Genomic DNA, 11763 nt, shown 5'->3' with positions numbered 1-11763 from the left:
CGACCTGTCGGCACCTAACCTGGCCAAGGAAATGCACGTCGGCCACCTGCGTTCGACCATCATCGGCGATGCGGTATCGCGTGTACTGGAATTCCTCGGCGACACCGTGATTCGTCAGAACCACGTGGGCGACTGGGGCACCCAGTTCGGCATGCTAATGGCCTACCTGCAAGAAAACCCGATCACCAGCGACGAGCTGTCTGACCTGGAAAACTTCTATCGTGCCGCGAAGAAGCGCTTTGACGAGTCGGAAGAGTTCGCCGACCGCGCCCGCGGCCTGGTGGTCAAGCTGCAAGCTGGTGACGAGGAATGCCTGAAGCTGTGGACCCGCTTCAAGGACATCTCGCTGTCGCATTGCCAGAAGACTTACGAACTGCTCAACGTCAAACTGACCATGGCCGATGTCATGGGCGAAAGCGCCTACAACGACGACCTCGCCAACGTCATCAATGACCTCAAGGCCAAGGGCATGCTGGTCGAGAGCAAGGGCGCGCAGTGCGTGTTCCTCGATGAATTCAAGACCGCTGAAGGTGAGCCGCTGCCAGTGATCGTGCAGAAAGCCGATGGCGGTTACCTGTACGCCACCACCGACCTGGCCGCTGTTCGCTACCGCAGCAACGTGCTCAAAGCTGACCGCGCCCTGTACTTTGTTGACCAACGCCAGGCCCTGCACTTCAACCAGGTGTTCGAAGTAGCCCGCAAGGCCGGCTTCGTTGGCCACCCGATGGATATGGAGCACATGGGCTTCGGCACCATGAACGGCGCCGACGGCCGCCCGTTCAAGACCCGCGACGGCGGCACGGTGAAGCTGATCGACCTGCTCACCGAAGCCAAAGAGCGCGCCTACACCCTGGTCAAAGAGAAGAACCCTGAGCTGCCAGAAGACGAACTGCGCGCCATCGGCCAGGTGGTGGGCATCGATGCGGTGAAATACGCCGACCTGTCCAAGCACCGCACCAGCGACTACAGCTTCAACTTCGAGCTGATGCTCAACTTCGAAGGCAACACCGCGCCGTACCTGCTGTACGCCTACACCCGCGTGGCTGGCGTATTCCGCAAGCTGGGCAAAGGCTTCGATGAAGTGGACGGCAAGATCGTGCTGGAGGCCGCTCAGGAGCAAGACCTGGCCGCGCGCCTGGCTCAGTTCGGTGAGATCCTGAACAACGTCGCCGAAAAAGGCACTCCGCACGTCCTCTGCGCCTACCTGTACGACGTTGCTGGCCTGTTCTCCAGTTTCTACGAGAACTGCCCGATCCTGGCCGCCGAAACCCCTGAACAACAGCAGAGCCGCCTGCGCCTGGCCGCCCTGACTGGTCGCACCCTCAAGCAAGGTCTGGAGCTGCTCGGCCTGGAAACCCTGGAGCGTATGTAAGTTGGCTGCCAAGAAAAAACCCGCACCCAAGCGCGGCGCCAGTCGCAACCAAGCCCCTGCAAAGCAACCGATTCCGGGCTGGTTGTGGCTGGCAATCGGCCTGACCGTCGGCGCCTTCATTGTTTTTCTGATGAAACTTGAGCCGGGCAACGAAGAAGTCAAACGCTCCAAGCCTGAGCAGTTGAAAGCCGAGAAGGCCGCTGAAGCCAACAAGACGGCGCCAAGCCCGCAACAGCCGGTCAAGCCCAAGTATGACTTCTACACCCTGCTGCCCGAGTCGGAAGTGATCGTGCCGCCTGAAGCTGTACCCGAGAAGACGCCGCCGGTGCCCGCTCAACCTCCGGTCACCCCGGCGGAAGCGGCCAAGATCGACACCGCACGGGCTCAGGCCGCGCTGATGGGACAGACGCCTCCACCTGCACCACCGGTGATCAAGCCTGCGGCAACCACTCAGTTCTTCCTGCAGGCCGGATCGTTCCGCAAACAGGCTGATGCCGACAAAGTGCGGGCGCAGATCATCCTCCTTGGCCAGGCGGTCAAGGTCGAGTCAGGCACTGTGAAAGAGGAAACCTGGTACCGGGTATTGGTCGGCCCGTTCAGCAACCGCGAACAACTGACCGTCGCCCAGAAGCAGCTGGCCGGCAGCGGCTTCAGCAACCTTTTGCTGCAGCAGCGCCAAACCCGCCAGTAATCCTGCGAGCGGCCTTGTCGACCACGACAAGGCCGCCGTTTTTCAACGCCGCTGGGCGTTGGCCAGCGATACCTGGGTGTTCAGCGTCCAGAAGTCATACAAGACCCCCACCAGAAACAGACCGCCCGTGCACAGATAGATGATCCCGGTGATCCATTTGCCCTGGTACATACGGTGCACGCCAAACACGCCTAAAAAGGTCAGCAGGACCCAGCTCAAGCTGTAGTCCAACGGACCTGCATGAAAGCGCAGGTCAGCCTCGCGATCCATCGACGGGATCAAAAACAGGTCGATCAGCCAGCCGATGCCCAGCAGGCCCAAGGTGAAGAACCAGATCGTACCGGTGACCGGTTTTCCGTAATAGAAACGGTGCGCACCAGTGAAACCGAAAATCCACAGCAGATAACCGATCACCTTGCTGTGAGTGTCGTGCAGCCGTCCATCCTGTTGATAACTGTTCATTCATAGCCTCTGAGGGTTATCGATAAATTTTCTAAGAAAAAATGTGACTTTTTCATTTCAGGGCGACGTATGGCAGTGCTCCAATCGACCAACGGATCAGAAATTGATCAAAAAGCTGTTATAAAGTTGCGCGCTAACCAACATGAGCCCTGCCTATGCGTCCTTTTTTCAAGACATGGCTGACCCTTTGCCTATTATTGCCACTGGCCGCCCACGCCACCAACCGTGAGCAACGTCTACCCAACGGCTTTTCCGGGTACACCACCAATTCCAACGCCGTGCGTTCCAGCTCCAGCAAGAACGCCAGCACCAAGTACACGCAGCGCACCCGCTCCAGCAAGCCGAGCTTGCCGGTCGCGTCGATGTCGCCAAAGCAAAGCAGCGATGTGCTCAGCCGGGCCGTCAATGTATTGGGTACACCTTACCGCTGGGGCGGCAGCAGCCCAAGCAAGGGCTTCGACTGCAGCGGACTGGTCAAGTACGCGTTCCACGGCATTGAAGAGGTCGACCTGCCTCGCACCTCCAACGCCATGGCTCAGGGCCACGGCGTGAAGGTCAATCGCAACGAGCTCAAGCCTGGCGACCTGATCTTCTTCAACATCAAGAGCCGTCGGGTCAACCATGTTGCCATTTACCTGGGCAATGATCGCTTCATTCATGCGCCGCGCACCGGCAAACGCGTCAGCATCGATACGCTGAACAAGCCCTACTGGCGCAGCCGCTACGTGGTTGCCAAGCGCGTTCTGCCAAAAAGCCAGCAATTGGCCATGGCCACCCGCTAACCCCCTTCATGCGTCCGCACGCGGACGCTTTCAAGGTTAATCACACCCGGTTACACACTGCTGGCCTGGACAGCAGAATCCCGCGAGCCGCAACGCAACAGTTCGATCAGCCACGTCCATAAGGCTCCCCAAAGGCTGCCAAGCAGGTAGAATGCCGCAGACCCAAAGAGCCGCTGGCATCGATCAATGTCCACCATCGCAGACAACCTTTCCACGCTCGCCGCCCGCATCAACGCTGCTGCCCAGGCCGCAGGGCGTGCGCCGTCCGAGATCCGCCTGCTGGCGGTAAGCAAAACCAAACCCGCTAGCGCCGTGCGCGAGGCTTTTGCCGCCGGGGTTCGCGATGTTGGCGAAAACTACTTGCAGGAAGCCTTGAACAAACAGGGCGAATTGACCGACCTGCCCTTGACCTGGCACTTCATCGGCCCCATTCAGTCGAACAAGACTCGCGCGATTGCCGAGCATTTTGACTGGGTACATTCCGTGGACCGCTTGAAAATCGCCCAACGCCTGTCCGAGCAACGCCCTGATGGCCTTGAATCACTGAACATCTGCCTGCAGGTGAACGTCAGTGGTGAGGCCAGCAAGTCTGGCTGCACCCCCGATGAGCTACCTGCATTGGCTGCTGCCATTGCTGCACTGCCCCGATTGAAGCTACGTGGGCTGATGGCAATTCCTGAGGCCACCGATGACCGTGCCGCCCAGGAAGCCGCGTTTGCCCGCGTTCGTGAACTGCAAGCCAGCCTGGGGCTGGGCCTGGACACGCTGTCCATGGGCATGAGCCACGACCTGGAAGCGGCCATCGCCCAAGGCGCAACGTGGGTGCGAATCGGCACTGCACTGTTCGGGGCTCGCGACTACGGCCAAGCCTAGAACCATGCTTTTTCAACTCTTCCCTTAAGGACCTGACATGAGCAAGACTCGTATTGCCTTTATCGGCGCCGGCAACATGGCCGCCAGCCTGATCGGCGGCCTGCGCGCCCAGGGCCTGGACGCCTCGCAGATCCGCGCCAGTGATCCGGGTGCCGAGCAGCGGGCGAAAGTCCATGCCGAACACGGCATTGAAATGTTTGCCAACAACGCCGACGCCGTCGACGGTGCCGACGTGGTCGTTCTGGCGGTTAAACCTCAGGCCATGAAAGCGGTGTGCGAAGCGCTTAAGCCAAGCCTCAAGCCCGAGCAACTGGTGGTGTCGATTGCTGCCGGGATTACCTGCGCCAGCATGAACAACTGGCTCGGCGCCCAGCCGATCGTGCGCTGCATGCCCAACACCCCTGCACTGCTGCGCCAAGGCGTGAGCGGCCTGTACGCTACCGGCGAAGTTTCTGCCGCACAGCGTCAGCAAGCCGAACAACTGCTGTCGGCCGTCGGCATTGCCCTGTGGCTGGACACCGAGCAGCAGCTGGATGCCGTCACTGCCGTATCCGGCAGCGGCCCGGCATACTTTTTCCTGCTGATCGAAGCGATGACCGCTGCCGGTGAAAAGCTCGGCCTGCCACGCGAAACCGCCGCCAAACTGACCCTGCAAACCGCCCTGGGCGCTGCGCACATGGCCGTTAGCAGTGATGTTGATGCCGCCGAACTGCGCCGCCGCGTCACCTCCCCTGCCGGTACCACAGAGGCGGCGATCAAGTCGTTCCAGGCCGATGGATTTGAAGCGCTGGTGGAAAAAGCGCTGGGCGCTGCCGCGCATCGCTCGGCCGAGATGGCCGAACAATTGGGCAACTAAGGAGCCGAACATGCTCGGATTGAACAACGCTGCCATCTACATCGTGCAAACCCTTGGCAGCCTCTACCTGCTTATCGTCATGCTGCGCTTTATCCTGCAACTGGTACGCGCTGACTTCTACAACCCGCTCAGCCAGTTTGCCGTGCGCGCTACCCAGCCGCTGCTCAGACCCATGCGCCGGATCATTCCAAGCCTGTTCGGCTTGGACATGTCATCACTGGTGCTGGCAATCCTCGTGCAGATGCTGGTCATGGCCCTGACATTGCTGCTGGCCTATGGCACTACCGGTAACCCGCTGCAATTGCTGATCTGGTCGCTCATTGGCGTCACCGCGCTGTTCCTGAACATCTTCTTCTTCGCCCTGATCATCAGCGTGATTCTTTCCTGGGTCGCGCCGGGCAGCCACAACCCGGGTGCCGAACTGGTCAACCAGATCTGCGATCCGTTCCTGGCGCCGTTCCGCCGTTTGCTGCCGAATCTGGGCGGCCTGGATATTTCGCCGATTCTGGCGTTCATGGCCATTAAGTTGATCGACATGCTGGTGATCAACAACCTGGCTGCCATGACTGGGATGCCGGAAATCTTGCGCTTGCTGATGTAATCTTCGCGGGGCAAGCCCGCTCCCACAGAAGCCCTGTGGGAGCGGGCTTGCCCCGCGATATGTTCCTTGCCCCCTCCCCCCGTGGTCTTTAGACTTACGCCTCATTTAAGCGTGAGCAGGGTCGATGTCCACTGTCTTTCCCGAAGATTCGGTCGGTCTGGTAACACCGCAACTGGCGCAGTTCAACGAGCCCCTGGCCCTGGCCTGCGGTCGCTCGCTCGCCTCCTATGAACTGATCTACGAAACCTACGGCACCCTTAACAGCACAGCCAGCAATGCCGTGCTGATTTGCCATGCGTTGTCGGGTCACCATCATGCTGCGGGCTACCATAGCCCCAACGACCGCAAGCCGGGTTGGTGGGACAGCTGCATCGGCCCCGGCAAGCCCATCGATACCAATCGTTTCTTCGTGGTCAGCCTGAACAACCTCGGCGGCTGCAACGGCAGCACTGGCCCGAGCAGTGTCAACCCGGCTACCGGCAAGCCGTACGGCGCCGACTTCCCGGTTCTGACCGTGGAAGACTGGGTACACAGCCAGGCGCGCCTGGCCGACCGCCTCGGGATTGCGCAATGGGCTGCTGTCATTGGCGGCAGCCTGGGTGGCATGCAGGCGCTGCAGTGGACCATTACCTACCCAGACCGCGTGCGTCACTGCCTGGACATCGCCTCGGCACCCAAGCTCTCGGCCCAGAACATCGCCTTCAACGAAGTAGCCCGCCAGGCCATCCTCACCGACCCCGAGTTCCACGGCGGCTCGTTCCAGGACCAAGGCGTGATCCCCAAGCGCGGTCTGATGCTGGCGCGCATGGTCGGCCACATCACTTACCTGTCGGATGACTCGATGGGTGAGAAATTCGGCCGTGAGCTGAAAAGCGACAAACTCAACTACGACTTCCACAGCGTTGAGTTCCAGGTCGAAAGCTACCTGCGCTATCAGGGCGAGGAATTCTCCGGCCGCTTTGACGCCAACACCTACCTGCTGATGACCAAGGCACTGGACTACTTCGACCCGGCCGCAGCTCACAACGGCGACCTGGCCGCAACCCTGGCGCATGTCACCGCCGATTACTGCGTGATGTCGTTCACCACCGACTGGCGTTTCTCACCAGCGCGCTCGCGGGAGATCGTCGACGCCCTGATCGCCGCACGCAAGAACGTCTGCTACCTGGATATCGACTCGCCCTATGGCCACGATGCCTTCCTGATCCCGACCCCGCGCTACATCACGGGGTTCAAGAATTACATGAACCGCATCGTCTGCTGAGGAACCTATGAGAGCCGACCTGGAAATCATCCAAGACTGGATCCCCGCCGGTAGCCGGGTACTCGACCTCGGTTGCGGTACCGGTGAACTGCTCGCCTCGCTGCGCGACAACAAGCAAGTCAGCGGCTATGGCCTGGAAATCGACCCCGACAACATCGCCCAGTGCGTGGCCAAGGGTGTCAACGTCATTGAGCAGGACCTGGACAGAGGCCTGGGCAATTTCGCCAGCAACAGCTTCGACGTGGTGGTCATGACTCAGGCCCTGCAGGCTGTGGAATACCCCGATCGGATCCTCGACGAAATGCTGCGAGTGGGCCGCCAGTGCATCATCACCTTCCCCAATTTCGGCCACTGGCGCTGCCGCTGGTACCTGGCGACCAAAGGTCGCATGCCGGTTTCGGACTTCATGCCGTATACCTGGTACAACACGCCGAACATCCACTTCTGCACCTTTGAAGACTTCGAGGCACTGTGCAGCGAACGCCGTGCACAAGTACTCGACCGCCTGGCTGTCGACCATTTGCACCGCCACGGGTGGGCGGGCAAGCTATGGCCTAATCTTCTAGGGGAGATCGGCATTTACCGTGTCAGCAGCCCCGGCCTTAACGAACACAAGGTCGCGGTTTAACCCGCACACTGGAGGAGAACGATCATGGGTCGCTTGTTGAGCTTTTTACTGGCCGGCTGCCTGAGCATGACGGCCGTTGCCGCCGATGCCATCAAAGGTGAGCGCCAGGAAGTTTTTGGTGATACCACGGTGCACTACAGCACCTTTATCTCGACCTTCCTGCAGCCAGACATCGCCAAAGCTGCAGAGCTGGTGCGCAGCAAGAACCAGGGCGTGATCAACGTCTCGGTAATCAAGGCCGGCAAGCCGGTGGTTACCCAGGTAACGGGCTCCGTCAAAGACCTCACCAGCAACTCGATCCCGCTGAAGTTCAAGCAAATCACCGAACAAGGCGCGATCTACTACATCGCCCAGTTCCCTGTTGAGCAACAGGAAACCCGTACCTTCACCATCGACGTTGGCATTGGTGGCAAAACCGAAACCATCAGTTTCAACCAAGAGCTTTTCCCAGGCGAATGATGACCTTCAAGCAAATCGTATTGGCCAGCCACAACGCCGGCAAACTCAAAGAACTGCAGGCCATGCTCGGTGATACCGTGCAGCTGCGCTCAATTGGCGAGTTCAGCAGCGTCGAGCCGGAAGAAACCGGCCTGTCGTTCGTCGAAAACGCCATCCTCAAGGCACGCAATGCCGCGCGGATTTCCGGCATGCCGGCACTGGCTGACGACTCAGGCCTGGCCGTGGACTTCCTCGGGGGTGCACCGGGTATCTATTCGGCGCGCTATGCCGACGGCAAAGGCGATGCCGCCAACAACGCCAAACTGCTGGATGTCCTCAAGGACGTGCCACAGGAGCAGCGTGGCGCGCAGTTCGTCTGCGTACTGGCGCTGGTGCGCCACGCTGACGATCCGCTGCCTATTCTCTGCGAAGGGCTCTGGCACGGCCGTATCCTGACCGAAGCCAGCGGTGAGCATGGCTTTGGCTACGACCCGCTGTTCTGGGTTCCGGAGCGCGACTGCTCCAGCGCCGAACTCAGCCCCAGCGACAAGAACCAGATCAGCCACCGTGCCCGTGCCATGAGCCTGTTGCGTCAACGTCTGGGCCTGGCATGACCGATCATTCGCCGGCACAGCCACTGCACCTGGGCGAGGCTGGCTTTACTTCCCAAGCACCGCGGGCGGCCCTGCCGCAGCTGCCGCCCCTGGCGCTGTACATCCATATTCCGTGGTGCGTGCGCAAATGCCCGTACTGCGACTTCAACTCCCACGCCGCCACACCCGAGCTGCCAGAGCAGGCCTATGTCGATGCTCTGCTGGCCGACCTCGACCAGGAACTGGGCGCGGTGTATGGCCGGCCGATCAGCTCGATCTTCTTCGGTGGCGGTACGCCCAGCCTGTTCAGCGCTGATGCGCTGGGCCGCCTGTTGGCAGGTGTGGAGCAACGCATCCCGTTTGCCAGTGATATCGAAATCACCCTGGAAGCCAACCCTGGGACCTTTGAGCAAGAGAAGTTCAAAGCCTACCGGCAGCTGGGGATCAATCGCCTGTCGATTGGTATCCAGAGTTTCCAGCAGGCCAAGCTAGAGGCTCTGGGCCGCATTCACAATGGCGACGAAGCTATTCGCGCCGCCGACATGGCGCGCAATGCCGGGTTCGACAACTTCAACCTCGACCTGATGCATGGCCTTCCCGATCAGTCGTTGGATGATGCCTTGAGCGACTTGCGCCAGGCGATTGCGCTTAACCCTACGCACCTGTCCTGGTACCAGCTGACGCTAGAGCCGAATACGGTGTTCTGGAACCAGCCACCGCTGCTACCCGAAGACGATATCCTTTGGGATATTCAGGAGGCCGGTCAGGCCCTGCTCGCCAGCCACGGTTATACCCAGTACGAAGTCTCGGCCTACGCCCAGCCGGGTCGTGCCGCCCGGCACAACCTCAACTACTGGAGCTTTGGCGACTTCATCGGCATCGGTGCAGGCGCCCACGGCAAACTCAGCCACCCGGACGGCCGCATCCTGCGCACCTGGAAGACCCGCCTGCCCAAGGACTACCTGAACCCGGCCAAAGCCTTCAAAGCCGGGGAAAAGCTGCTGCCGGTGGACGAACTGCCCTTCGAGTTTCTGATGAACGCCCTGCGCCTGACCCAAGGCGTGGATGCCGAACTGTTCACGCAACGCACCGGGCTGCCCTTGCAGCAACTGATGCAAGCGCGCCGCGAAGCCGAACAAAAGGGCCTTTTGCAGGTCGAAACGACGCGACTGGTCGCCACCCCGCGAGGCCAGTTGTTCCTCAACGACCTGCTGCAGTATTTCTTGACCTAAGGATTTCGAATGGACTTGGTACTCGACCTGCTTTCGACCGTTTCGCGCTGGAGTCGCAGTAATCTGTCGGAGATCTCACTGGCGCTTGTGGGTTGTTTGCTGGTGTTGTTCGGCACCGACATCAAAGGCTGGGTGGAACAACGCCTGGGCGGCCTTGCAGGCGCCTTGCGCGTACCCTTCATGGCATTGCTGGTGATGATCGGCAGTGGTGCCGCGCTGATCTACGCCACGCCGTGGGTGGTAAAAGGCCTGGCGCAGTTCAACAACTATGCGCTGGCGCCGGTATTGCTGGTTGTTTTGGTGTTGATTGGTGTGGTTGCTGATCGACGCTAAATAAGCATCACGGGGCAAGCCCGCTCCCACAGCACCTGTAGGAGCGGGCTTGCCCCGCGATCGATTTACGCCAGCTTCTCGAACTTCAGATCCCACACCCCATGCCCAAGTCGCTCGCCACGGCGTTCGAACTTGGTGATCGGGCGCTCGGCCGGGCGCTCTACGCACTTGCCATCGGCCGCCAGGTTGCGATAACCCGGGGCGACGTTCATCACTTCCAGCATGTACTCGGCATACGGCTCCCAGTCGGTCGCCATATGGAACACACCACCGACCTTGAGCTTGCTGCGCACCAGGGCAGCGAACTCAGGCTGAACGATGCGGCGCTTGTGATGGCGGCTCTTGTGCCAAGGATCCGGGAAAAACAGCATCAAGCGATCGAGGCTGTTGTCGGCCACGCACTTGTTCAGCACTTCAATTGCATCGCAGTCGTACACCCGCAGGTTCTTCAGGCCTTGGGTCAGCACGCCGTTGAGCAGCGCACCGACACCTGGGCGGTGTACTTCAACACCAATGAAGTCCTGCTCCGGGGCAGCAGCGGCCATTTCCAACAGGGAATGTCCCATGCCGAAACCGATCTCCAGGGTACGCGGGGCCGAGCGGCCAAACACCTGGTCGTAATCAACCGGGCTGTCTGCCAGCGGCAGGATGAACAGTGGGCCACCCTGCTCCAGGCCGCGTTGCTGGCCTTCGGTCATGCGCCCGGCGCGCATCACGAAGCTCTTGATGCGGCGGTGTTGGCGCTCTTCGCCTTCGGTGGAGATCGGCGTTTCTTGCGATTCAGTCATCAGGGGCTCTTACTTGATCAGACCATCCAGCGGCGACGAGGCGCTGGCATAGAGTTTTTTCGGCATACGCCCGGCGAGGTACGCCAGACGACCGGCAACAATGGCGTGCTTCATGGCTTCAGCCATCATGATTGGCTGCTGGGCATTGGCAATGGCCGAGTTCATCAGCACCGCCTCACAGCCCATTTCCATGGCGATGGTAGCGTCCGACGCAGTACCAACACCGGCATCAACCAGCACAGGCACTTTCGACTCTTCGAGAATGATCTGTAGGTTGTACGGGTTGCAGATACCCAGACCAGTGCCGATCAGGCCAGCCAGAGGCATGACCGCGATGCAGCCGGCTTCAGCCAGTTGGCGCGCAATGATCGGGTCATCGCTGGTGTAAACCATCACGTCGAAACCGTCTTTGACCAGCACTTCGGCGGCCTTGAGGGTTTCGATCACGTTGGGGAACAGTGTTTTCTGGTCAGCCAGCACTTCCAGCTTGACCAGATTGTGGCCATCGAGCAGTTCACGGGCCAGGCGGCAGGTGCGCACGGCTTCAACCGCGTCGTAGCAGCCAGCGGTATTCGGCAGAATGGTGTAGCGATCCGGCGGCAGCACATCGAGCAGGTTCGGCTCGCCCGGGTTCTGACCAATGTTGGTGCGGCGCACGGCAACGGTGACGATCTCGGCACCCGAGGCTTCAATGGCCAGACGGGTTTCTTCAAGGTCACGGTATTTACCGGTGCCGACCAGCAGGCGCGACTGGAAGGTACGGCCGGCCAGGGTAAAGGGCTTGTCGGTGCGAAGGTTGCTCATCGGAATTCCTCTGAAAGGTTGAGGGACTAGCAAGGTGATCCTGGGG

At 60.4% G+C, this 11763-nt stretch carries 15 protein-coding genes; 12 read left to right on the top strand and 3 right to left on the bottom strand.

Annotated elements, in window-relative coordinates:
• Positions 1-1372, top strand: a 1372-nt coding sequence (gene argS / locus E1573_RS12600; protein WP_133214095.1) for an arginine--tRNA ligase, incomplete at its 5' end; no start/stop codon positions are given.
• Between the two features lies 1 nt (position 1373).
• Complete coding sequence (locus tag E1573_RS12595; RefSeq protein ID WP_133214093.1) at positions 1374-2063, top strand: SPOR domain-containing protein; 690 nt, start codon at positions 1374-1376, stop codon at positions 2061-2063.
• 42 nt (positions 2064-2105) lie between these two features.
• Here the strand turns inward: E1573_RS12595 and E1573_RS12590 are convergent, their stop codons facing one another.
• The gene (locus tag E1573_RS12590) at positions 2106-2525 is read right to left on the bottom strand and encodes a TM2 domain-containing protein (RefSeq protein ID WP_133214091.1); all 420 of its coding nucleotides are present in this window, start codon (positions 2523-2525) and stop codon (positions 2106-2108) included.
• A 155-nt stretch (positions 2526-2680) separates the two neighbouring features.
• Here E1573_RS12590 and E1573_RS12585 point away from each other — a divergent pair, with 155 nt between their 5' ends.
• The 10 genes from E1573_RS12585 (at position 2681) to E1573_RS12540 (ending at position 10125) form a co-directional block, all read left to right on the top strand.
• Entirely contained in the window at positions 2681-3307 is a 627-nt protein-coding gene (locus E1573_RS12585) for a C40 family peptidase (RefSeq protein WP_133214089.1), read from the top strand.
• 186 nt (positions 3308-3493) lie between these two features.
• Positions 3494-4180, top strand: coding sequence for a YggS family pyridoxal phosphate-dependent enzyme (locus E1573_RS12580; protein ID WP_133214087.1), 687 nt, complete (start codon positions 3494-3496; stop codon positions 4178-4180).
• A 37-nt stretch (positions 4181-4217) separates the two neighbouring features.
• A complete protein-coding gene (proC, locus tag E1573_RS12575) occupies positions 4218-5036 on the top strand; it encodes a pyrroline-5-carboxylate reductase (protein WP_133214085.1) in 819 nt (272 codons plus the stop codon).
• 10 nt (positions 5037-5046) lie between these two features.
• Positions 5047-5637, top strand: a complete 591-nt coding sequence (locus E1573_RS12570; RefSeq protein WP_133214083.1) for a YggT family protein — start codon at positions 5047-5049, stop codon at positions 5635-5637.
• Between the two features lie 124 nt (positions 5638-5761).
• Positions 5762-6901 carry a homoserine O-acetyltransferase gene (locus E1573_RS12565; RefSeq protein ID WP_133214081.1) on the top strand — a complete coding sequence of 380 codons (1140 nt, stop codon included), beginning with the start codon at positions 5762-5764 and terminating at the stop codon, positions 6899-6901.
• Between the two features lie 7 nt (positions 6902-6908).
• A complete protein-coding gene (gene metW / locus E1573_RS12560) occupies positions 6909-7529 on the top strand; it encodes a methionine biosynthesis protein MetW (RefSeq protein WP_133214079.1) in 621 nt (206 codons plus the stop codon).
• Positions 7530-7553: 24 nt separating this feature from the next.
• On the top strand, positions 7554-7988 hold the full coding sequence (locus E1573_RS12555) for a DUF4426 domain-containing protein (protein WP_133214077.1): 435 nt from the start codon (positions 7554-7556) through the stop codon (positions 7986-7988).
• Positions 7985-8581, top strand: a complete 597-nt coding sequence (rdgB, locus tag E1573_RS12550) for an RdgB/HAM1 family non-canonical purine NTP pyrophosphatase (RefSeq protein WP_133214075.1) — start codon at positions 7985-7987, stop codon at positions 8579-8581. The genes E1573_RS12555 and rdgB overlap by 4 nt, the downstream gene beginning before the upstream one ends.
• Entirely contained in the window at positions 8578-9792 is a 1215-nt protein-coding gene (gene hemW / locus E1573_RS12545) for a radical SAM family heme chaperone HemW (RefSeq protein ID WP_133214073.1), read from the top strand. The genes rdgB and hemW overlap by 4 nt, the downstream gene beginning before the upstream one ends.
• A 9-nt stretch (positions 9793-9801) precedes the next feature.
• Positions 9802-10125: a DUF3392 family protein gene (locus tag E1573_RS12540; RefSeq protein WP_133214071.1), complete on the top strand. Its 324-nt coding sequence runs from the start codon at positions 9802-9804 to the stop codon at positions 10123-10125.
• A gap of 65 nt (positions 10126-10190) precedes the next feature.
• Here the strand turns inward: E1573_RS12540 and trmB are convergent, their stop codons facing one another.
• Together trmB and E1573_RS12530 are read right to left on the bottom strand one after the other, a co-directional pair.
• Positions 10191-10913 (bottom strand): tRNA (guanosine(46)-N7)-methyltransferase TrmB, encoded by a 723-nt coding sequence (gene trmB, locus E1573_RS12535; protein ID WP_133214069.1) that lies wholly within the window; start codon positions 10911-10913, stop codon positions 10191-10193.
• Positions 10914-10922: 9 nt separating this feature from the next.
• Positions 10923-11717 (bottom strand): thiazole synthase, encoded by a 795-nt coding sequence (locus E1573_RS12530; protein WP_133214067.1) that lies wholly within the window; start codon positions 11715-11717, stop codon positions 10923-10925.
• Positions 11718-11763: the final 46 nt, after the last annotated feature.

The organism is Pseudomonas sp. H9, from assembly GCF_004353925.1.
Taxonomy (GTDB): Bacteria; Pseudomonadota; Gammaproteobacteria; order Pseudomonadales; family Pseudomonadaceae; genus Aquipseudomonas.
The sequence above is the reverse complement of the archived record's forward strand: the minus strand, read 5'-3'. Positions and strand labels throughout refer to the sequence as shown.

What these genes read in the sequence shown, in the direction of transcription:
- metW (WP_133214079.1), top strand. Translation starts at nt 6,909, where the DNA reads ATGAGAGCCGACCTGGAAATCATCCAAGACTGGATCCCCGCCGGTAGC.
- E1573_RS12530 (WP_133214067.1), bottom strand. Translation starts at nt 11,717, where the DNA reads ATGAGCAACCTTCGCACCGACAAGCCCTTTACCCTGGCCGGCCGTACC.
- E1573_RS12585 (WP_133214089.1), top strand. Translation starts at nt 2,681, where the DNA reads ATGCGTCCTTTTTTCAAGACATGGCTGACCCTTTGCCTATTATTGCCA.
- trmB (WP_133214069.1), bottom strand. Translation starts at nt 10,913, where the DNA reads ATGACTGAATCGCAAGAAACGCCGATCTCCACCGAAGGCGAAGAGCGC.
- E1573_RS12570 (WP_133214083.1), top strand. Translation starts at nt 5,047, where the DNA reads ATGCTCGGATTGAACAACGCTGCCATCTACATCGTGCAAACCCTTGGC.
- E1573_RS12555 (WP_133214077.1), top strand. Translation starts at nt 7,554, where the DNA reads ATGGGTCGCTTGTTGAGCTTTTTACTGGCCGGCTGCCTGAGCATGACG.
- proC (WP_133214085.1), top strand. Translation starts at nt 4,218, where the DNA reads ATGAGCAAGACTCGTATTGCCTTTATCGGCGCCGGCAACATGGCCGCC.
- hemW (WP_133214073.1), top strand. Translation starts at nt 8,578, where the DNA reads ATGACCGATCATTCGCCGGCACAGCCACTGCACCTGGGCGAGGCTGGC.
- E1573_RS12540 (WP_133214071.1), top strand. Translation starts at nt 9,802, where the DNA reads ATGGACTTGGTACTCGACCTGCTTTCGACCGTTTCGCGCTGGAGTCGC.
- E1573_RS12565 (WP_133214081.1), top strand. Translation starts at nt 5,762, where the DNA reads ATGTCCACTGTCTTTCCCGAAGATTCGGTCGGTCTGGTAACACCGCAA.
- E1573_RS12590 (WP_133214091.1), bottom strand. Translation starts at nt 2,525, where the DNA reads ATGAACAGTTATCAACAGGATGGACGGCTGCACGACACTCACAGCAAG.
- E1573_RS12580 (WP_133214087.1), top strand. Translation starts at nt 3,494, where the DNA reads ATGTCCACCATCGCAGACAACCTTTCCACGCTCGCCGCCCGCATCAAC.
- rdgB (WP_133214075.1), top strand. Translation starts at nt 7,985, where the DNA reads ATGATGACCTTCAAGCAAATCGTATTGGCCAGCCACAACGCCGGCAAA.